Below are 19,647 nucleotides of genomic sequence, written 5' to 3' on the forward strand. Positions count from 1 at the left end.
CGGCTAATGTTCCGCAGGTCGCTCGATCCGGTCCGGATCGAAAGACCACCTGGGGCTGTGGCGCAGCTGGTAGCGCATCTGCATGGCATGCAGAGGGTCAGGGGTTCGAGTCCCCTCAGCTCCACCCGACGCACAAGGTCCGAACACCGGCCCGTAGAGATACGGCACCGGGGCTCGGACCTTCTGTGATTTTTCGGCCTAGGTGAGGGCATTGCCGTCTATCTCGGGCTCGACGAAGACGTCGAAAGCGCGAGCGTGCTCGGGCCGGAGTGGGTTGTCCTCGTCGATGCAGATCTTGGTGAAGAGCGGCTGACTGCGAGGCCAGCACTCGCCGGCTCACGGAACGCATAGGCCCGAAACCCAGCGCGATTCAATGAGCGGTGGCGGCCCCGTCGGGCCGCGTTCACAGCTCTCGGTCCCCGCCGACACGCGCCCGCAACAAGCACGGATTACGTTCCGCTGTCACCGAGTCGACCAATTTCTGCAAATCGGTCTGACCAATATGGGGAGTGGATGGGCGATGGAAGCGATTGCGGGAGATGACGCTCCGAACACCGATACGGAGCCACTGGTCGTCGTCGCCGAAGGGGACGACATCCCGGCGCATCGCCGTTACCTCGCGGTCGCCGACGGGATCTTGGCCGCGATCGCAGCGGGGCGGCTCAGTCCCGGTGATCGGCTTCCCAACGAGCGCGAACTGGCACGCATCTGCGACGTCTCCCGCACCACCGTCCGTGACGCGCTGCTGGCGCTCGAGCTCTTCGGCGTGGTCGAGGTGCGACCCGGATCTGGCTGCTATGTCGGCAGTCTCCATCCGGCTCGGCGACGAGCCTCGAGCGTGGTGCTGGACTCTGTCCCACGAGACCTTCTCGAGGCCAGGCTGCACGTCGAGCCGGAGGTCGCCAGGATCTGCGCAGGAAACGTCTCCCCAGAGGAGATCCGGCGGTTGAGGGGCCTGATCGATGCCTGTGAGGCCGAGGGCGAGCGAGCTTCGGCAGACGATCTCGGAACGTTTCTGAAGATGAGTCAAGAGTTTCACTCGGAGATGGCGCTGAGTTGCGGCAACGGGGTGCTGGCCGACTTCACCAGCCAGCTGGTCGACGTGACCGCGCACCCCCTCTGGCAGGTGGTGAACAGCATGCACGTCCGCGACCCCGAGGCACGCGCGTCGCAGATCGCCGAGCACCGGGCGATCCTCGCTGCGGTGGAGAGCGGCGACGGAGAACTCGCCTCCGCACAGATGCGCAGGCACCTGGCCAGTCTCGAGTCCAGCATCTTCGGCTCGGGCCGCCGTCGAGACGGCATCTCCCGGCAGCGACGGCGATCCCGGTGAGGTCGACGGCGGCCCGAATTGGTCCAACCGCCTAGGAAACCGTGATTAAACCAAAGTGCAATCGTGCAGCAAGCAGCCCCTTCTAGCTTCGACGTGCGATCGGTCCCCGAGCCGGTCAACGACAGACGCACCACGACGCAAGAACGAAGGAGCAACGATGCGGTTCGCACGACTCTGGGCAGCGGTGGCGGCCCTCCTCATCGCGGGCACGGCGCTGGCCGGCTGCGGATCGAGCAGTACCGGCAACTCGGACCCGTCAACGTCGAAGGGCACCATCGTCGTTGCCTCGCCGCAGTGCGCGCACTGCCTGGCGATGACGCTGCTGACGGACAAAGTTCCCGGCTACGACGTCAAGGTCGAGCAGTTCGGCACCCTCACGGGTCTCGCCGCCAGCCTGGCGGCGGGCAAGATCGACGTCGGCCAGATCGACTACACCGGCTTGGTCTCGATGATCGACAAGGGTCTTCCGCTGGTCGCCATCAGTGGTCAGGTCAACGGTGGCTCCGACTTCGTGGTCAGCCCGTCGGTCGACCTCGACCCCGATGACTGGGCCGCGTTCAAGGATCTGGTTCTCCAGCGCAAGGCTGAGGGCAAGAAGTTCAAGATCGCCTCCGAGTTCGGGTCGGTCCAAGACATCGAGTTGCGACTGCAACTGCCGGAGAAGGGCATCGACGCCAACCAGGACGTCGAGTTCGTCAACGTGCCCTACCAGGGCATGGCTCAGGCGCTTCAGAACGGCTCGGTCGACGCGGCTATCCCGGTGCAGCCGATCGCAGCGACCATCACCAACAGCAAGATCGGAGTCCACTTCGCCTACCCGTATGACCAGGCCGCGGGCGACCTGACCAACGTGGTCGTCGTCAACAAGGACTGGCTGGCGAAGAACCCCGACCGGATCGAAGCCGTGATGCAGGGAATGAACACGCTGGTGCCGGACCTCTCGACCCCGCAGGGACAGAAGGACTGGGCGGCGGCCGTCGAGAAGTACACCGGCACCAGTTCGGCGGACACCACGACCGCGCTCGCACAGCTGAAGCCAGACATCGCGATGCCGTTCTCGCAGATCAAGGCGATCGCGCACGCGATGTACGAGCAGAACCTGATCTCCACCGATCTGAGTGTGGCGACCCTCAAGGAGCACATCGACTACGGACCGCTCTCGCAGGCGACCGGCAAGACGCCGGCCGAACTGGGTGCCGGCTCCTGATGAGCGCCGCGCCTCCGGTGGCGCAGGTGACCCCGGCCGGCACGTCGGTGCCGGCCGGCGGCCGCTTGCCGGCACAGAAGAAGTCCCGGTCGCTGCCGCGTGCGATCCGGTTCGGTCTTGGCCTGATCGTCCCGACGCTGATCGTCGGTGGATGGCAACTGGTCGTCTCGGCGAAGTTGCTGCCCTCGGCCCTGTTGCCCGCGCCCGGGAAGGTCATCGAGACGTTCGGCCTCTGGCTGGGCATCAAGGACACCCCGCAGATGTTCTACAGCGGACATCTGCTCGGTGACGTGGGTGCCACCTCGCAGCGGGTGATCGTGGGATTCGCCCTCGCGACCGTGATGGGAGTGGTGGTCGGGACCGCCATCGGCGTCTGGACGCTCGCCGACTACCTACTCACCCCGACGCTGCGCGTCCTCGGACCGATCCCGCCGCCGACCTGGATTCCCGTGGTGATCGTGATCGTCGGCATCGGCCAGAGTGCCAACTACACGCTGACCTTCCTCGGTGCGCTGTTCCCGGTGGTCGCCTCGACCGTTACCGCGGTCTCCGGCGTCAACCGAGAGCTCCTCCGCGCCGGGCGGATGATGGGCCACGGCCAGCTCGGTCTGATCGCGCAGGTGGTGATCCCGGGTGCGCTTCCGGGCATCGTCGGCGGGCTCCGGATCGGCCTCGGGCTGGCCTGGATGATGGCGGTCACCTCCGAGATGCTCGCGGTCCACTCCGGCCTCGGCTACACGCTGTGGAACGCTTACAACTACTTCGACTACCCGGCCGTCTTCGCCGCGATGATCCTGACCGGTCTGTGCGGTCTGCTCTCCGATGTCGTCCTCCAGCTGCTCACCCGCAAGGCGACCGAGTGGCACGCCGAGACGGGAGTGCGCCGGTGAGCTCGACGGCAGGCCTCTCCGTTCCCGCCCGACCGGGGCCCCGACGACCCGCTAGGAGGTCGCGATGAGTGATGTCGTCTTCGACAGCGTGGACAAGAGATTCACGCAGGGCCAACGAGAGATCCACGCCTTGCGAGAGTGCTCGTTGCACATTCGCGAGGGTGAGTTCTTCTCGCTGCTGGGGCCCAGCGGCACCGGCAAGACGACGCTGTTGAACCTGGTGGCCGGCTTCGACCGCGCGACCTCGGGATTCGTGACCGTCGGTGGGGTTCCGGTCTGCCGGCCCGGTCCGGATCGGGCGGTCGTCTTCCAGGCGCCGACGTTGATGCCGTGGCTGACCGCACTGGACAACGTTGCCGCCGGCCTCAAGCACACCGGTCTGAGCCGCCAGCATCGGCGCGAACGGGCTGCCGCGCAGCTCGCCGAGGTCGGTCTCTCCGACGCCGCAGGCAGACGCCCGCACCAGCTCTCCGGCGGGATGCAGCAGCGCGTCGGCATCGCTCGTGCGCTGGCGATGCGCCCGGCGGTGCTGGTGATGGACGAGCCGTTCGCTGCCCTGGACGCCTACGTGCGCCAGGAGGCCCAGGCGTTGGTGGTGGACCTGCACCGCAAGCATCCGGTGACGACGGTCTTCGTCACCCACTCCATCGAGGAGGCCCTGCTGCTCAGCGACCGGATCGGAGTGATGGCCGCCGGGACCGTCAGCCATGTCTACGACGTGCCCTTCGAGCATCCGAGGGATGCGACGACACCCCAGTTCAACGACCTGCGCCGGGAGATCTGGTCACGGATCGAGGCGGGCGTCCGGCTCGACCGGGAGGCGGCGGGGTGGACGGCGTGACGATCAAGGAGATTCAGGTCCTGGTCGGGGTGGACGTCGACGCGACCGCCGATCGGCTGGGCTCCTACGGGGGAGCCGCCAATCCGAGTGACACCCCGTGGGGAATGTTCGCGGGCGAGGTGGGCAGTCACCGGCTGCGGAGCCGGTCGGACCGGATGGCGATCCAGTCGACGTGGTTCGTTCCGGGGCACTCGGTCGAGACCTCTCCCGAGCCGATGTGGACCGACCAGTCCGACGGGGTCCACCGGGAGATGGGCCACGCCGACTCTCCGATCACACTCCACCCGGACGTCTGCGACCGGCCCCAGGTGGTGCGGATGCTCGAGCGGTTCTTCGGCTACCGCCAGTCCCGGGCCGGAGTCACCTTCCGCACCTTCGAGTGCGCCGCGGATCAGGTCCGCGCCCGGGTGCCGTTCGGCGGACGAGCATCGTGAGGACAGGATTCGGCAACGCCCTCCGGCGCTGGGAGGACGTCGGGTTCACCCATGCGCTGCGGGCCGTCGACGCCGACAGGATCGCGGACGAGTCCTTCGTCGTGCTCGACAGTGTGCTCGCCACGCTGGGGCACGCCGCCCGGCTGGCCGGCGCGACCGAGCTGAGTTACCGGAACTGCTACCGGGAGGTGGGGGCCCGATGATCTCCGGATACCCCCGAGACCTCGTCGGCTACGGATCCCGGCCACCCCAGGCGCGGTGGCCGGGAGGGGCGCGGGTCGCTGTCAGCGTGGTGGTCAACGTGGAGGAGGGTTCCGAGCGCGCCGTGATCCACGGCGACGAGGAATCGGAGAACGGGGTCAACGACGTCATCGGCGCTGAGCCGTTCGCCGGCCGGGATCTCCGGGTCGAGTCGATGTTCGAGTACGGCGCGCGAGCCGGTGCCTGGCGGCTGCTGCGGATCCTGGACGAGGCCGCCGTGCCCGCGACGGTCTTCGCGGTCGGGATGGCGGTGGAACGGCATCCCGACCTGGTGGCGTCGTTCGCCGAAGCCGGCCACGAGATCTGCGGCCACGGCTATCGCTGGGCCGACTACCGCCACATCGGGGAGGCGACCGAGCGCGATCACATCCGGCGCACCGTCGCGGCGATCGAGACGGCGACCGGGGCCCGTCCGGTCGGCTGGTACACCGGGCGGACCTCGCTGAACACCCGTCGGCTGGTGGTGGAGGAGGGCGGGTTCCTCTACGACTCCGATGCCTACAACGATGACCTTCCCTACTGGGTCCAGGTCTCGGGTCGTCCGCATCTGGTGCTGCCGTACAGCTTCGACACCAACGACATGCGTTACGTGAGCCCGGCCGGATTCGGCAGCGTCGAGGACTTCGTCGCCCAGGTGATCGCCACCTTCGAGGAGCTCTACGCGGAAGGCGCCCAGGCCCCGCGGATGATGTCGATCGGGCTGCATACACGCCTGGCAGGTCGCCCCGGGCGGGCGCATGCGCTCCGCCGGGTGCTCGACCATCTCGCCTCGCACGACGGCGTGTGGTTTGCCCGCCGAATCGACATCGCACGCCACTGGGCGGAGGTTCATCCGATCCGATGAGGATCCTGATCCTGAACCCCAACACCACTGCGGCGATGACCGAGAAGCTCGTCGACGTGGCGCGGGCGGTGGCCGCGCCCGGTACCGAGCTCATCGGTGTGCAACCGTCTTGGGGGGTGTCCGCGGTGCAGGGGTATGCCGATGGGTTCGTGTCCGCAGCGGCCTCCTTGGACCGGGTCCGGGCGTTGCGTGCCGAGGGGCTGGAGTGGGACGCCACGGTGTACGCCGGGTTCGGTGACCACGGCCGCGAGGGACTGGCCGAGGTGCTTCGCGGCCCGGTGGTGCCGATCGCCGAGGCGGCGGCGATGGCGGCGTGTCTGATCGGCCACCGGTACGCGGTCGTGACCACCACCACGCGCAGCGTGCCGCAGATCCGAGACATCCTCACCGTCGCGGGCCTGGCCGATCGCTGTGCCGGGATCCATGCCACTGGCCTGCCGGTGCTGGCCGCACCCGAGGAACTTCTCGCGGCGTTCGAGGTGCAGGCGGCCCGAGCGATCGAAGCCGGCGCGAATGTCCTCTGTCTCGGTAGCGGCGCGATGGCGGGCTGGGCGCAGACGGCGTCAGAGCGGGTCGGCGTACCGGTCGTCGACGGCCTGACGGCGGCGGTCACCTTCGCCGAGGGGCTGGTCCGGGTCGGGCTGGGACAAGCGTCCTCGCCTGCCAGGACCAGCGCGTGACCTGAGGATATGTGGACCGGCATGCTCGACCCTCAGCCCAGCAGCCGGAGGCCCGCTCAGGGCCGCCAGAGGTATCGATGGTGGTCGTGGTGGCCACCGGGGAGCGTTCTGAGGGTTGTCCTGTGAGGGCCACCAGGTTCTCCAGCGAGTCCTCCGGGGCTCGCTGTTTCGTTTCGTCAGCCTTCCAGTGCCGCCACGACCGCCTTGGCGGTGGCCTGGGCCGAGCCCGGGTTCTGGCCGGTGACCAGACGGCCGTCGACCACGACGTTCGAGACGAAGGGCAACAGCGCCTTCTCGTAGCGCGCCCCACGCTCCTTGGCACGCTCCTCGGCGTTGTAGGGCACGAGTGCGGCGACCCCGGCCAACTGCTCCTCGCGCCACGCGAACCCGGTCATGCGGCGGCCGGCGATGAGATAGGAGCCGTCGGAGAGCCGGGTGTCGAGCAGGCCGCAGTAGCCGTGGCACACCGAGGACACGATGCCGTCGTGCTCGAAGATCTCGCGGGTCCTGCCGTGCTACCGGCAGGACAACCTCTTCGGCTCCACCGCGTTCGCCACGCGGTTCCCCGAGTTCGAGGTGACCACCTATCGGGAGGGCGTCGGGCGCATCCTGGAGGATGGGGCCTCGTGACTCCTGGCCTCGATCCGAGCGTCCCCCCGATGGTCTTGATCTCGCCGGCGATGGCCATCGGATCGGGCTACTACCGCCCGCTGGTCGAGGAGCTGCGGAGCCGCGGCTGGGAGGCCCGCGCCCTCGGTCGGCGTGGTTTCGAGCGAGGCCAGCCACGGGCCAGTCGCGGCAACGACTGGACCTACGCAGACGAGATAGCCGACACCGCGGACGCCGTGGCGGCCGCGCGTGCCGAGCGTGCCGAGCGCCCGGTGCTGCTCCTCGGGCACAGCCTGGGTGGTCAGGTCGCCGCGGGGCACCAGCTGTTGCATCCACCCGCCGACGGACTGGTTGCCGTGGGGAGCCACATCCCGCACTACCGGCACCACGACTACGGCGGGGTACACCTCCTGGCCATGGCCGGCGTCATCGTGCCCGTCACGACGACGATCTTCGGCCACCTGCCCCGGCCGGCCTTCGGGGCGCCGGGCGCTCGAGGCCTGATGCGGGAGTGGGCGCGGATGGTGCTCACGGGCCGCCCGCCGTACCCGGTCGAGCGGCCGATCGCCCGGCCCGCCCTCGTCGTCAGCCTGGAGGGCGACACGCTCGCCCCCCGCAGGGGCGTCGATCACTTCGCCGAGCTCTTCGAGCCAGGCGTGGTGCGGCGCTGGCACCCCGACGAGCCGGCCGACCACATCGGGTGGGTCCGAGAGCCCGCCTTCTTGGTGGAGACGATGCAGCGCTGGTGGCACGACGCACTCCAGCGCACCTGACGGCCCCGGGCGGGGTGCACCGGGGCCGTGAGATCCGGGTAGCCGGGCGGGGGAGCGGCCGAGCGGGCGAGTGGGCGAGTGGGCGAGTGTCAGGCGACCTCCTCGATCGGTCCGAGCCAGGGCTCCAGTCCGTCCCAGGACTCGCGCCAGGTCCGGCCCCGCGTGGCGATCTCCTTGTCGGTGAGCAGGCAGCGGTCGAACGCGGCGGCGATCTCGGCACGGGTGTCGTCGAGGCCCACGACGGTGATCCGGGTCAGAGGCCGCTCGCGGCCCCAGGCGCGCGTGGAGCCGACGCTGGCCTGTCCGCCGGCGCCGTCCAACGCGCACACGGTGTCGGGTCGGGTGGGCACCCAGAAGCAGCCTCGGGTGCGGCGCGGCCCACCGCCCAGGATCTCGATCTCCTCGTGCAGCCGGAGCGGATGCACGGGCCGGTCGGAGACCAGGTCCAGGCGCCAGACCTCGGTGCCCGGCGGCTCGGGCAGCATGCCGCGGCGCACCTCGGCCACCCAGGCCTCGGCATCTTGGTGCCGATGCACGCCGGCCATCAGTCCGGCGGCGTCGACGAGCGAGGGGTCGCTCACCGAGGAGACCGCAGGGCGTGCCAGGGTCGCGAGCAGTTCGCGCTCCACCTGGGCCGGTTCGGTGGTGAGGCAGACCAGGTCCGCGTACTCCACCATCGCGCCGGCGACCTCTGCGACGCCGCGGCGATCGTCTCGGGAGGTCGCCAGCCCCCGCTCGACGAGCAGGTGGTCGCCGAGCAGGTCGTCGAGGACCGTGGTGCCGTCGAGGGCCGCGACGACAGCCGCGATGGCCACGTGGGGCGCCTGGCGCGCCGAGCGGCCGAGCACGCGACACACCTGCGTGGCCTCGGCCGCCACCGGGAGGCAGGCCACGATGCCGTCCCACCGGCCCGAGGCGGCGAGCCGCTCCAAGGTGGGCACGATGTCCTCCCGGATGGCGCACGAGACGCACGCGTGGGCCAGCTCGATCTCCCGCCGCTCGATCACGCCGGTCAGATCGCCGACCACTCGGGTGAGCACCTGGCGATCCGGGTCGATCACGTGCTGGACGGCCACGCAGCCGGGGCTGCCCAGCTGCACCGACATGCTCGTAGAGAGCATCGCGGCGGCGTCGATGCCGCTGATCACGACCACGGGGGTGCGCGGGGCGCGTCGCGGCTGCGCGATCATCGCTCGCCCTCCTGGGGGAGCGCGGCGTAGCGCCGGTGGAAGCGCTGCACCCTGCCCTCGGTGTCCACGACGCGACCCTGGCCGGTCCAGAAGGGGTGGCTGGCGCTCGTGACGTCGACGTCGACGACCGGGTAGCTGCGCCCGTCCTCCCAGGCGACGCGTGGGTGGTCCGGGGGCAGTCGCCCGGCGAGGGTGGAGCGCGTGAGGAAAGAGGCCGCGCCGCTGCGGTCGCGGAACACGACGTGGTCGTAGGCGGGGTGGAAGTCAGGTCGCACGAGGTCTCCCGGTAGGCTTATTGAGAACGATTATCATTCTACACGGGAGAATCGGATGTCAGGTATCTGCCAGGTCACGGGGGCCGCGCCCACCTTCGGCCACGCCGTCTCGCACTCGCACCGGCGCACCAAGCGCCGCTGGAACGTCAATCTGCAGACCAAGCGCTACTGGGTGCCCTCGCTCTCGCGACACGTGACCCTGCGGGTGAGCGCCCGCGGCATCAAGTCCATCGACCGGCGCGGCATCGACGCGGTCGTCGCACAGCTGCTGGCTCGAGGGGAGCGGATCTGATGGCCAAGCGGGGCTCCGAGACGCGGCCGATCGTGAAGCTGCGATCGAGCGCGGGCACCGGCTACACCTATGTCACGCGCAAGAACCGCCGTAACGACCCCGATCGGCTGGTGCTGCGCAAGTACGACCCGAGGGTGCGCCGGCACGTCGAGTTCAAGGAAGAGCGCTGAGCCATGGCGAAGACCTCCAAGATCGTCGCCAACGAGCGACGCAAGATCCTGGTCGAGCGCTACCGCGAGCGGCGAGACGCATTGCGTGCCGCGTCGCGCGATCCACGGCTCGAACTCCACCAGCGTCAGGCGGCCGGGCGCGAACTGGCCCGGCTGCCGCGTGACTCCAGTCCCTCCCGGGTTCGCAACCGCGACCAGATCGACGGGCGCCCACGCGGCTACGTGGGCAGGTTCGGTCTCTCTCGCATCAATCTGCGCGGTGCCGCGCATCGCGGTGAGCTCCCGGGCGTCACGAAGTCGAGCTGGTAGGTGTCGGTCAGGTCTCCCGACGGCGGGCCGTCGTGCCCCGGTCGCCGGGGCCCGTTGCTCAGGAGACTGCCATCTCGCCCAGCTCGGACCATGCGGTGCCCGGCACCTCGCAGTTGACGATGCGCGGCGTCGCCGCGAGGTAGCCGGGCAACTCGGCGGTCGCTCTCTTGAAGTGCTCGCTGTTGACGTGCGCGGCGCCGGCTTCGGCGTCGCGGAATGCCTCGACCAGCACGTACTCGGATTCGTCGCTCACCGAGCGCGACCAGAAGAACCAGAGGCAGCCCTCCTCGGCATTGCACGCCTCGGTGAACGCGGCACTGATCTCGGGCCAGGCGTCGGCGTGCTCGGGCTTCACCTGGAATCGGGCGGTGATGAAGATCAACGGGGGCCTCCGGGTGTGAGGGGCTGGTCGGTCCTCCCACCGTAGGACGCCGGTGGAGTCGGGCCCCTCACCCGCCGCGCCCGACTCGCAGCATCGCCACCTCGGCCACGAGATCGTCGCGGTGGGCCAGCCGGGCCAGGAGCCGCACGAAGGTGAAGCGGTCCTCGATCGGCCACGTCATGAGCTCGTCGCGCAGGAGACCGTCTCGCTCGGTTCGCGCGAGATCCAGTTCGTCCTCGGCGTGCTCGGTCAGGCGCACGAGCGTGCCGTCGAGCTCGACCAGGCCCCGGGCGACCAGGTCGCCCGTGATGCGCTCCACGTCACTGCGGGAGGCCGAGAGTCGCCCGGCGAGGTGTACGGCGGCCAGCGGCCCGTCGCGGCGCAGCGTGAGCAGCAGCTCCATGGCCTCGCGTGTGAGGCCCGGTGAGAGCCGCTGCGCGCAGTGGGCGAGGTAGACGTCGGACTGGAGCCACAGTTCGCCCCAAGCGTCCTGGAGGGCGGCGACGAGCGGGTCGTCGGTCATCGAGGGGCTCCCGAGGTCGGCGGTGGTGGGCTCCCGAGGCCATCCACCGTACGCGCCGACGCCCAGGACGACTCGTCAGAGAACCCCTGGCATGGCCCCTCCGGGCCCCGGCCCGGCCGGGCGAAGGGAACCACCCGAGTTGACGGCCGCGGGCGCGCGTGTCGCGGTGGATCGCGCCGCCGCTCAGCCGGTGGCGCCGATACGGCCGTCGAGCACCTCGCGCACGTCACCGTGGGCGCCGACCCAGCCCACGCCGTTCTCGAGGCGCCGGATGACGCGCGCCGGGACGCCGGCCACGACGCTGTGGTCGGGGATCTCGCCACGCACGACCGAACCGGCCGCCACGGCGACGTTGCACCCGATGGTGGTGCCCGGCAGCACGATGGCGCCGTGCCCGATCCAGGTGCCCGACCCGATGCGCACCGGCGCGTGGGCGCCGAACTGTTCGCCGATCGGCATGTGCGGGTCGCGGTAGCCGTGGCTGGCGTCGCACACGAAGACGTCCTGCCCGAACCAGACGCCGTCGCCGATCTCGATCAGCTCGTGCGCGGCGAAGCTGCACCGGGCACCGATCACGCAGCGGTCCCCGATGACCAGGGTGCGCTCGAGGTCGCGCTCGTCGAGGGGGCCGTAGCCGGCCGAGAGCGTGACGTGCCGGCCGATGAGGGTGTCGGAGCCGAGGTGGATGGCGCCGGTGTTCATCAGCGTCGCGGGTGGGAACCCGATGCTGGTGCCCTGGCCGAAGGATCCGAACCGGGCCGCCGCGCGGGTGCCGGGTGCGATCTCGCCCACCCGGTCGACGACGGCCAGGCCGGCGTGCAGGGCGGCGTTGAGGGCGCGACCGACCGGCCGCGGGACGTACGACGGGAGACTCGCCACCCGGTGAGGGTAGAACACGTTCTCGTCGTGTGCTCCGTTCACCGATCCGTCGCCCTCTCGACACGGCACGTGTGCCCGGCTGTTCGCTGAGTCTTCTTGGCTTCTCTTCAGTCTCGCTCGTCGCCCACTCGGGCGCGACGTCGAACCGGAGGAGATCCCCATGACCCAGACCCCCGCCCCCGGCGGACGCCGCCTGCTCTCGCTCGCCCCCACCCGGCACGGCTCGCGGAGCCTCATGACCTGCCGGTACCGGTGCGGCAACGCCTGCGACCACGCCGAGCCCAACCGCTCCGATGCCGGGCACGTGGGGGAGGAGATCCGCAAGGTCGTCGAGCGCCGGGCGTTGCTCAAGGGAGCGGCGTGGGGCTCGGGGGCGCTGGTGCTGGGCCTGGGTGCGAGCGCACCGGCTGCCGCCTCGCCGGGCGCGCCCCGGGCGAGCGAGGCCGCAGCCAAGCCGAGGGGCAAGCGTCCGAAGTACGAGCTGGCCAAGGTCGACTTCCGCCCCGTCGCCCCGAACCGGCGGGACGCCGTGACGACGGCACGCGGGTTCGAGCACGACGTCGTCATGCGCTGGGGCGACCCCGTGCTGGCCGGAGCGCCCGAGTTCGACGTCCGGAACCAGAGCGTGGCGGCCGCGAAGACGCAGTTCGGCTACAACTGCGACTACGTCGGCGTCCTGCCGCTCGTCGAGCACCGCAACGACCGGCGTGACCGGTCACTGCTCGTGGTCAACCACGAGTACACCGACCCCGAGCTGATGTTCCCGACCGGCCTCTACGACGAGACGACCGCGACCGCGATCTCGATGGCCAACTACGGCATGTCCGTCGTGGAGATCAAGCGGGGCGTGCAGCCGGGCAACTGGCGCCGGGTGGGCAACCTGACCCGGGCCACCCACAACCGCCGGGTGCACATCGACACCCCGTTCCGCCTCGCCGGGCCGGCTGCGGGCAGCGAGCTGCTGCGCACCACCGCCGACCCCGACGGCGTCACCGTGCTCGGCACGATGAACAACTGTGCCGGTGGCACCACGCCTTGGGGCACGGTGCTGTCGGGGGAGGAGAACTTCAACTCCTACTTCGATCTGCCCGAGGGTGAGTCGCTCGACGAGCGCTACACCGAGGCCTACGCCCGCTACGGCATCACCGGCGCGGGCAGTGGCTGGAGCGCGGTGCAGGAGCGATTCGACCTCTCCGTCGAGCCGCGGGAGCCGCACCGCTTCGGCTGGGTCGTCGAGCTCGACCCCTACGCCCCCGACGAGGCGCCGGTGAAGCACACGATGCTGGGCCGGTTCAAGCACGAGGGGGCGAACGTGGCGCTGTCGAAGGACGGTCACGCGGTGACCTACATGGGCGACGACGAGCGCGGCGACTACCTCTACAAGTTCGTCTCGGCGAAGAGGATGCGCCCGGGCACCGGCCAGCGGGCGCGGGCCTTCAACAAGCGCCTGCTCACCCAAGGCACCCTCTACGTGGCGCGCCTGACCGGAGACGGCGCCGAGGACGGCGTCTACGACGGCACCGGCGAGTGGTTGCCGCTGTGCACCGACACCGAGTCGTTCGTCGAGGGCATGAGCGTCGAGGAGGTTCTCGTGTTCACCCGGCTGGCGGCCGACAAGGTCAGCCCCACCCGCATGGACCGCCCCGAGGACGTCGAGCCCAACCCGGTCAACGGCAAGGTCTACGCCGCGCTCACCAACAACTCACGCCGCGGCTCGAGCTTCCCGGTCGACGAGGCCAATCCGCTGGACTCGTCGATGGTGCGTGCCTCGATCGGTGCGCCGCTCACCTCGGCGTCCGGCAACCGCAACGGCTACGTGCTCGAGCTCTCGCCCCAGGGTCGCGACCATGCGTCGACGACCTTCGGGTGGGATCTCATGCTCGTGTGTGGCGATCCCGAGGCGCCGGAGACCTACTTCGCCGGCTTCGACAAGTCCCAGGTGAGCCCGATCAGTTGCCCCGACAACGTCTCCTTCGACGACCTCGGCAACCTCTGGATCGCCACCGACGGCAACGCGCTGGGCTCCAACGACGGCATCTTCCGGGTGCCAGTCGCCGGCCCGGAGCGCGGCCTGGTCAAGCAGTTCGTGACGATGCCGGTCGGTGCCGAGGCCTGCGGCCCGCTCATCGCCGACTCCTCGCGCTCGCTCTTCTTCGCCGTCCAGCACCCCGGCGAGGTCGACGGAGCCACCTTCGAGGACCAAGTCTCGACCTGGCCCCACACCGACGACTTCCCCCGGCCCTCGGTGTGTGTGGCCTACCGCAACCGCTGAGTCGTGCGCCGACGTCAGGCGATCGTCATACCGCCGTCGACGGGCAGCGTCTGGCCGGTGATGTAGCCGGCGGCCGGTGAGGCGAGGAACACCGCGGTGGCGGCGAGCTCTCGGGGGTCGCCCTTGCGCCCGGCGGGGATGCGCTGCTGTTGGCCCTCGAGGTAGCCCGGTGGGTACTGGTCGGTCATCTCGGAGGTGAAGAAGCCCGGCGCGATCGCGTTGACCCGGATGCCCTTGCGTCCCATCCACTGTTGCGCGAGGTCGCGGGTGAGTCCGATGAGTCCTGCCTTCGATGCGGCGTAGGCGGCCTGGGGGAGCCCGGCGGTGGTGAGGCCGAGCACGGAGGAGATGTTGATGATCGACGATCCCTCGCCCATCACCCGGCCGCATGCCTGCGCCATCCAGTAGCAGCCGTTGAGGTTGACGTCGATGACACCGCGGAACTGCTCGGGCGTCTCCCTCGTGGCCGGGACGGCGGTGCCGATGCCGGCGTTGTTGATCAGCACGTCGACGTGGCCGAACTCCTCCATGGCCAGGGCCACGACGTTCTCGCACGAGGCGGGGTCGGCGACATCGGTCTCGACGGCCAGGGCACGTCGTCCGGCTGCCTCCACGAGCGCAGCGGTGTCCTTCAGGCGGTCGACGCGGCGGGCGCCGAGCACGACGTCGGCGCCCGCCTCGGCACAACCCCGCGCGAACGCGACGCCCAGCCCGCTCGAGGCGCCGGTGACGATGGCGACCTTGCCGTCCAAGGAGAACATGTCCAGAGTCATGCCGCTCACCCTAGGGTCAGCGGGGTGAGCCAGCGACGCGACGTCTCGATCCCCAGCCACGGCGAGCAGCTCGGTGCGTGGCACTATCCGGCGACCAGCGCCACCTGGACCACCGACGCGGGGCGGCCGTGTGTCGTCATGGCCCACGGCTTCGCCTGCACCCGCGACTCCGGGCTCGCACCGTACGCCGAGGCCTACGCCGCCGCGGGCGCCGACGTGCTCGTCTTCGACTACCGAGGGTTCGCCGACTCCACGGGCACGCCCCGCCAGATGGTCGATCATCGCCGCCACCGCGAGGACTACCACGCGGCCCTCGCCTACGCCCGTGCGCTGTCGGGCGTCGACCCCGAGCGCCTCGTGGTGTGGGGCAGCTCGTACTCCGGTGGTCACGTGCTGCCGGTCGCCGCGCAGGACGGCCGGTTGGCCGGTGTGATGAGCCAGGGGGCCGCGATGGACGGTCTGGCCGCGGTCCTGCTGATCCGCGAGTACGCGGGCCTGCGCGGCCTCGCCCGCGTGAGTCTCGCGGGCACCCGCGGCCTGCTGGGCCGGGTCGCACGCCGTCGCATCACGATGCCGGTCTTCGGCCCGCCGGGCACCGTGGCCGCGATGACGTCGGCCGACAGCGAGTCCGGCTACTCCTCCATCGCGGGCCCGAGCTTCCGCAACGAGCTCGACGCCGCCGGAGTGCCCCTGATCCCGCTCAACCGGCCGGTGCGGTTCGCCGCGCGGGTGCAGGCGCCGATGCTGCTCGTGATCGCGGAGGACGACTCCGTGGCGCCGGTCGCCTCGGTCGAGGAGGTGGCGGCCCGGGCCACCCGTGCGGGTACGCGGGTCGTGGTGCACCGTGAGACGGCGGGACACTTCGACATCTACCGCGGCGAGCCCTTCCAGCGGTGCCTGGCCGCGCAGCTGGCGTTCCTCGCCGAAGTGGTGGGGGAGCAGTCCGGCTGAGGCGCTACCATGGCGGCATGCGCCGGAGCCTGCTCCTTACCTAGCCGCGTCGACACGCACAGCATCGACGCGGCTGCCCCTCGTGCCCGAGGGGTTTTTTTGTGCCCTCACCACAGCAGGCCGGATCGACACATGAGAGAGACGAGCAGATGAGCGACGAGCAGGACGCGACGACCTACGACGTCCGCGCAGTAGAGGAGAAGTGGCAGCCGGTGTGGGACCGGCTGGACCCCTTCCGCGCCGACGACGACGCCGTGCTCTCCGGTGCGCGCGAGAAGAAGTACGCGCTGACGATGTTCCCCTACCCGAGCGGTGACCTGCACATGGGTCACGCCGAGGTGTTCGCGCTGCACGACGTGATCGCGCGCTACTGGCGCTTCCGCGGCTACGAGGTGCTGAACCCGATGGGCTGGGACTCCTTCGGGCTGCCGGCCGAGAACGCCGCGATCCGCAACGACACCCACCCCGCCACCTACACCTACGCCAACATCGAGACCCAGTACGAGTCGATGAAGCGCTACGGCGTGAGCTTCGACTGGTCGCGCCGGCTGCACACCAGCGACCCCGAGTACTACCGCTGGACGCAGTGGCTGTTCCTGCTGATGCACGAGCGCGGCATGGCCTACCGCAAGAACTCGGCCGTCAACTGGTGCCCGCAGGACCAGACCGTGCTGGCCAACGAGCAGGTCCTGGCCGACGGCACCTGCGAGCGGTGCGGTGCGGTGGTCACCAAGCGGGAGCTGACCCAGTGGTACTTCCGCACGACCGCCTACGCCCAGGAGCTGTACGACTGCCTAGACGACCTCCAGGACAGCTGGATCGCCAAGGTCGTCAACGCCCAGCGCAACTGGATCGGTCGCTCCGAGGGTGCGCACGTGACCTTCGAGATCGAGGGTGAGATCGAGGGTGAGATCGAGGGTGAGGTGGCCGAGCCGATCACCGTGTTCACGACCCGCCCCGACACCCTGTGGGGCGCGACCTTCATGGTGGTCGCCGCGGACGCCGCGCTGGCGTCGTCCCTGGTCACCGACGAGCAGCGCCCGGCGCTGGAGGCCTACGTCGACGACGTGCGCAAGGCCTCCGACATCGACCGGTTGGCCACCGACCGGCCCAAGACCGGGGTGTTCCTGGGTCGGTACGCGATCAACCCGGTCAGCGGAGAGCGGCTGCCGATCTGGGCGGCCGACTACGTGCTGGCCGACTACGGCACCGGCGCGATCATGGCCGTGCCCGCGCACGACCAGCGCGACCTGGACTTCGCGAAGGCCTTCGACCTGCCGGTACGCATGGTCGTCGACACGGGGGAGCCCGACCCGCAGGAGACCTTCGTCGCCACCACGGGCGACGGCACCTACGTGAACTCGGGTCCGCTGGACGGCGTGAGCGACAAGGCGGCCGGCATCCGGGCCGCGATCGACATCCTGGCCGAGCGCGGCACCGGGAGCGGCACCGTGAACTTCCGGCTGCGCGACTGGCTGCTGAGCCGACAGCGCTACTGGGGCGCGCCCATCCCGATTGTGCACTGCGAGGCGTGCGGCGAGGTGCCGGTGCCCACCGACCAGCTGCCCGTCGAGCTGCCCGAGCTGACCGGTGCCGACCTGCGCCCGCAGGGCACCTCACCCCTGGGCGCCGCCGCCGAGTGGGTCGCCACGACCTGCCCGTCGTGCGGGGGAGCCGCCAGCCGCGACACCGACACGATGGACACCTTCGTCGACTCCTCGTGGTACTTCCTGCGGTTCGTCTCGCCGAACCTGGAGACCGCGCCGTTCGACGAGGCGTTGGCGCGGGCGTGGGGTCCGATCGACCTCTACATCGGCGGCGACGAGCACGCGGTGCTGCACCTGCTCTATGCGCGCTTCTTCACCAAGGTGCTGCGCGATGCCGGGCTGATCACCTGGAGCGAGCCGTTCTCGGCGTACCTCTCGCAGGGCAAGGTGATCAACAACGGCCGCAAGATGAGCAAGTCGCTGGGCAACGGCGTCAACCTGGGCGAGCAGCTGGCCGAGTTCGGTGTCGATGCCGTGCGGCTGACGCTGGTGTTCGCCAGCCCGCCGGAGGACAACATCGACTGGGCCGACATGTCTCCCGGTGGGTCGCTGAAGTTCCTCCAGCGGGCGTGGCGGCTGGCCGGCGACGTCACCTCCGAGGTCGGGGTCTCGCCCGAGGGCGGCGACACCGCGCTGCGCCAAGCCACCCATCGCACCGTGCGCGAGGCCGAGGGACTGGTCGAGAGCTATCGGTTCAACGTGCTGGTCGCCCGCACCATGGAGCTGGTCAACGCCACCCGCAAGGCCATCGACTCCGGCTGCGGCGGGGAGGATCCCGCCGTGCGCGAGGCCGTCGAGGTCGTGGCGATCCTGCTGTCGATGGTCGCGCCCTACACCGCCGAGGAGATGTGGGAACGGCTGGGCCACGAGCCCTCGGTCGCCCAGGTCTCGTGGCCCGAGGTCGACGAGGCGCTGCTGGTCGAGGACTCGGTCACCGCGGTGGTGCAGGTCAAGGGCAAGGTGAAGGCGCGGCTGGAGGTGTCGCCCGACATCTCCGAGACCGACCTGGAGGCACTGGCCCTGGCCGACGCCGCCGTCGTCCGGGCCATCGACGGAGCAACGGTGCGCAAGGTGATCGTGCGTACGCCGAAGCTGGTCAACGTGGTGGTGTGAGCCGGTCATGAGCATCGTGGTGGTCACCGACTCGACCGCCAGCCTGCCCGCAGACGTCGCGCGGCACGCTGGCGTCGAGACCGTGCCGCTCCAGGTGGTCATCGGTGCCGAGGTGCTCGACGAGGGTGACGACGGCGCGACCCCGGAGCGCGTGGCGCTCGCGTTGAAGGAGTTCGTACCCGTCTCGACGTCGCGACCCTCGCCCGAGGCCATGCTGGAGACCTACGAACGGCTGGTCGCCGGTGGAGCCACCGGCATCGTGTCGGTGCACCTCTCCGCGGAGATGAGCGGCACTTACGAGTCCGCCCAGCTGGCCGCGGCGAAGGCGTCCGTACCCGTCGTCGCGGTCGACAGCCGTCAGGTGGGCATCGGCACGGGCTTCGCGGCCCTCGCCGCCGCGTCGGCCGCGCGCGGTGGTGCGTCGCTCGGGGACGCCGCCGAGGTCGCGCGGGAGCGCGCCTTGGCCACGCGCTCGTTCTTCTACGTCGACACCCTGGAGTACCTGCGCCGGGGCGGTCGGGTGGGTGCTGCGGCCGCGCTGCTCGGCGGCGCACTCGCAGTGAAGCCGCTGCTCCAGATCGCCGACGGGCGTGTGGAGTCGCTCGAGCGCGTGCGCACCTCGGGCCGCGCGCTCGCCCGGCTGGCGGAGCTGGCCGCCGAGGCGGCGGGTGAGCGCCCGGTCGACATCGGCGTCGCGCACCTCGCCAACCCCGACAAGGCTGCTGCCCTCGCCGACGACCTGGCCGATCGCCTGGTCGACCACCTCGACGGCCGCGAGGTCTGGTGCGGCGAGATCGGCGCCGTTCTCGGCGCCCACGTCGGCCCCGGCATGATCGCCGTCTGCGTGGCCCCCGCCTGACCGTCCCGGTGGTTGAGCCGTGAGGAGCGCTAGCGACGAGCGTGTCCGCCGGTGGTTGAGCCGTGAGGAGCGCCAGCTGTTGAACCCGGGGACGTTGGGCACGTGCGTGATTGGTGACTTGCCTCGGTGTGCGGTGTGGCCTCGGTGGTGATTGTAGTGATGGAGCCAGGCTGGGTACGCCGCGACGCGAGCGGCTTCTGAGGTGTAGGTCTCGGCGTAGGCCCATTCCTCAAGCAGGGT

Annotated in this window: 24 protein-coding genes, 1 tRNA gene and 1 pseudogene; 18 read left to right on the plus strand and 8 right to left on the minus strand. The window is 70.3% G+C overall.

The features are described 5' to 3' along the window. Positions 1–51: 51 nt before the first annotated feature. The 9 genes from ISG29_RS09715 (at position 52) to ISG29_RS09755 (ending at position 6,490) form a co-directional block, all read left to right on the plus strand. Positions 52–124 (plus strand) — tRNA-Ala (locus ISG29_RS09715). Between the two features lie 396 nt (positions 125–520). Further along, positions 521–1,333: a FadR/GntR family transcriptional regulator gene (locus ISG29_RS09720; RefSeq protein WP_194503209.1), complete on the plus strand. Its 813-nt coding sequence runs from the start codon at positions 521–523 to the stop codon at positions 1,331–1,333. A 157-nt stretch (positions 1,334–1,490) separates the two neighbouring features. Next, complete coding sequence (locus tag ISG29_RS09725) at positions 1,491–2,540, plus strand: ABC transporter substrate-binding protein (protein WP_194503210.1); 1,050 nt, start codon at positions 1,491–1,493, stop codon at positions 2,538–2,540. Further along, positions 2,540–3,430, plus strand: a complete 891-nt coding sequence (locus ISG29_RS09730; RefSeq protein WP_194503211.1) for an ABC transporter permease — start codon at positions 2,540–2,542, stop codon at positions 3,428–3,430. Before ISG29_RS09725 ends, ISG29_RS09730 begins: the two co-directional genes overlap by 1 nt. 64 nt (positions 3,431–3,494) lie before the next feature. Continuing rightward, complete coding sequence (locus ISG29_RS09735; protein WP_194503212.1) at positions 3,495–4,271, plus strand: ABC transporter ATP-binding protein; 777 nt, start codon at positions 3,495–3,497, stop codon at positions 4,269–4,271. Beyond that, a complete protein-coding gene (locus ISG29_RS09740) occupies positions 4,259–4,705 on the plus strand; it encodes a polysaccharide deacetylase family protein (RefSeq protein ID WP_207792917.1) in 447 nt (148 codons plus the stop codon). Before ISG29_RS09735 ends, ISG29_RS09740 begins: the two co-directional genes overlap by 13 nt. After that, positions 4,702–4,908 carry a hypothetical protein gene (locus ISG29_RS09745; RefSeq protein WP_194503213.1) on the plus strand — a complete coding sequence of 69 codons (207 nt, stop codon included), beginning with the start codon at positions 4,702–4,704 and terminating at the stop codon, positions 4,906–4,908. Before ISG29_RS09740 ends, ISG29_RS09745 begins: the two co-directional genes overlap by 4 nt. Further along, positions 4,905–5,810 (plus strand): allantoinase PuuE, encoded by a 906-nt coding sequence (gene puuE / locus ISG29_RS09750; protein ID WP_194503214.1) that lies wholly within the window; start codon positions 4,905–4,907, stop codon positions 5,808–5,810. The genes ISG29_RS09745 and puuE overlap by 4 nt, the downstream gene beginning before the upstream one ends. Next, positions 5,807–6,490 (plus strand): aspartate/glutamate racemase family protein, encoded by a 684-nt coding sequence (locus ISG29_RS09755; RefSeq protein ID WP_194503215.1) that lies wholly within the window; start codon positions 5,807–5,809, stop codon positions 6,488–6,490. Before puuE ends, ISG29_RS09755 begins: the two co-directional genes overlap by 4 nt. 176 nt (positions 6,491–6,666) lie before the next feature. On the opposite strand, the gene ISG29_RS09760 is transcribed toward ISG29_RS09755, so the two are convergent. Then, the gene (locus ISG29_RS09760; protein ID WP_328828636.1) at positions 6,667–6,966 is read right to left on the minus strand and encodes a hypothetical protein; all 300 of its coding nucleotides are present in this window, start codon (positions 6,964–6,966) and stop codon (positions 6,667–6,669) included. 1 nt (position 6,967) lies between these two features. Between ISG29_RS09760 and ISG29_RS09765 the strand changes: the two genes are divergently transcribed. Both ISG29_RS09765 and ISG29_RS09770 read left to right on the plus strand, forming a co-directional pair. Beyond that, positions 6,968–7,120 (plus strand): hypothetical protein, encoded by a 153-nt coding sequence (locus ISG29_RS09765; RefSeq protein WP_194503216.1) that lies wholly within the window; start codon positions 6,968–6,970, stop codon positions 7,118–7,120. Between the two features lie 29 nt (positions 7,121–7,149). Further along, positions 7,150–7,872: a serine aminopeptidase domain-containing protein gene (locus ISG29_RS09770; protein ID WP_194503217.1), complete on the plus strand. Its 723-nt coding sequence runs from the start codon at positions 7,150–7,152 to the stop codon at positions 7,870–7,872. 89 nt (positions 7,873–7,961) lie between these two features. Here the strand turns inward: ISG29_RS09770 and ISG29_RS09775 are convergent, their stop codons facing one another. Next, positions 7,962–9,062: a GTP-binding protein gene (locus tag ISG29_RS09775; RefSeq protein ID WP_194503218.1), complete on the minus strand. Its 1,101-nt coding sequence runs from the start codon at positions 9,060–9,062 to the stop codon at positions 7,962–7,964. After that, positions 9,059–9,337 (minus strand): type B 50S ribosomal protein L31, encoded by a 279-nt coding sequence (locus ISG29_RS09780; protein WP_194503219.1) that lies wholly within the window; start codon positions 9,335–9,337, stop codon positions 9,059–9,061. The genes ISG29_RS09775 and ISG29_RS09780 overlap by 4 nt, the downstream gene beginning before the upstream one ends. Positions 9,338–9,392: 55 nt before the next feature. On the opposite strand from ISG29_RS09780, the gene rpmB reads away from it, so the two are divergent. The 3 genes from rpmB to rpsN are packed head-to-tail and all read left to right on the plus strand — an operon-like array spanning position 9,393 to position 10,108. Then, positions 9,393–9,629: a 50S ribosomal protein L28 gene (gene rpmB, locus ISG29_RS09785; protein ID WP_194503220.1), complete on the plus strand. Its 237-nt coding sequence runs from the start codon at positions 9,393–9,395 to the stop codon at positions 9,627–9,629. Further along, entirely contained in the window at positions 9,629–9,799 is a 171-nt protein-coding gene (rpmG, locus tag ISG29_RS09790) for a 50S ribosomal protein L33 (protein ID WP_194503221.1), read from the plus strand. The genes rpmB and rpmG overlap by 1 nt, the downstream gene beginning before the upstream one ends. A 3-nt stretch (positions 9,800–9,802) precedes the next feature. Then, on the plus strand, positions 9,803–10,108 hold the full coding sequence (gene rpsN, locus ISG29_RS09795) for a 30S ribosomal protein S14 (RefSeq protein ID WP_194503222.1): 306 nt from the start codon (positions 9,803–9,805) through the stop codon (positions 10,106–10,108). A gap of 58 nt (positions 10,109–10,166) precedes the next feature. Here rpsN and ISG29_RS09800 read toward each other — a convergent pair whose 3' ends face one another. The 3 genes from ISG29_RS09800 to ISG29_RS09810 all read right to left on the minus strand — a co-directional run bounded on the left by ISG29_RS09800 (position 10,167) and on the right by ISG29_RS09810 (position 11,892). Further along, a complete protein-coding gene (locus ISG29_RS09800; protein WP_194503223.1) occupies positions 10,167–10,490 on the minus strand; it encodes a putative quinol monooxygenase in 324 nt (107 codons plus the stop codon). A 67-nt stretch (positions 10,491–10,557) separates the two neighbouring features. Continuing rightward, the gene (locus tag ISG29_RS09805) at positions 10,558–11,013 is read right to left on the minus strand and encodes a helix-turn-helix domain-containing protein (protein WP_194503224.1); all 456 of its coding nucleotides are present in this window, start codon (positions 11,011–11,013) and stop codon (positions 10,558–10,560) included. 183 nt (positions 11,014–11,196) lie between these two features. Next, the gene (locus ISG29_RS09810; protein WP_328828645.1) at positions 11,197–11,892 is read right to left on the minus strand and encodes an acyltransferase; all 696 of its coding nucleotides are present in this window, start codon (positions 11,890–11,892) and stop codon (positions 11,197–11,199) included. A gap of 160 nt (positions 11,893–12,052) precedes the next feature. Between ISG29_RS09810 and ISG29_RS09815 the strand changes: the two genes are divergently transcribed. Then, on the plus strand, positions 12,053–14,164 hold the full coding sequence (locus ISG29_RS09815) for a PhoX family protein (protein WP_194503226.1): 2,112 nt from the start codon (positions 12,053–12,055) through the stop codon (positions 14,162–14,164). A gap of 14 nt (positions 14,165–14,178) precedes the next feature. On the opposite strand, the gene ISG29_RS09820 is transcribed toward ISG29_RS09815, so the two are convergent. Further along, positions 14,179–14,937, minus strand: a complete 759-nt coding sequence (locus ISG29_RS09820; RefSeq protein WP_194503227.1) for an SDR family NAD(P)-dependent oxidoreductase — start codon at positions 14,935–14,937, stop codon at positions 14,179–14,181. A 24-nt stretch (positions 14,938–14,961) separates the two neighbouring features. Between ISG29_RS09820 and ISG29_RS09825 the strand changes: the two genes are divergently transcribed. The 3 genes from ISG29_RS09825 (at position 14,962) to ISG29_RS09835 (ending at position 19,407) form a co-directional block, all read left to right on the plus strand. Continuing rightward, a complete protein-coding gene (locus ISG29_RS09825; RefSeq protein ID WP_194503228.1) occupies positions 14,962–15,888 on the plus strand; it encodes an alpha/beta hydrolase in 927 nt (308 codons plus the stop codon). Between the two features lie 149 nt (positions 15,889–16,037). Beyond that, positions 16,038–18,548: a leucine--tRNA ligase gene (leuS, locus tag ISG29_RS09830; RefSeq protein ID WP_194503229.1), complete on the plus strand. Its 2,511-nt coding sequence runs from the start codon at positions 16,038–16,040 to the stop codon at positions 18,546–18,548. Positions 18,549–18,555: 7 nt separating this feature from the next. After that, entirely contained in the window at positions 18,556–19,407 is an 852-nt protein-coding gene (locus ISG29_RS09835) for a DegV family protein (protein WP_194503230.1), read from the plus strand. Positions 19,408–19,491: 84 nt separating this feature from the next. On the opposite strand, the pseudogene ISG29_RS20810 reads toward ISG29_RS09835, so the two are convergent. Further along, positions 19,492–19,647, minus strand: a pseudogene (locus ISG29_RS20810) (IS481 family transposase); the annotation flags it as partial.

Source organism: Nocardioides acrostichi (genome assembly GCF_015319165.1).
Taxonomy (GTDB): Bacteria; Actinomycetota; Actinomycetes; order Propionibacteriales; family Nocardioidaceae; genus Nocardioides; species Nocardioides acrostichi.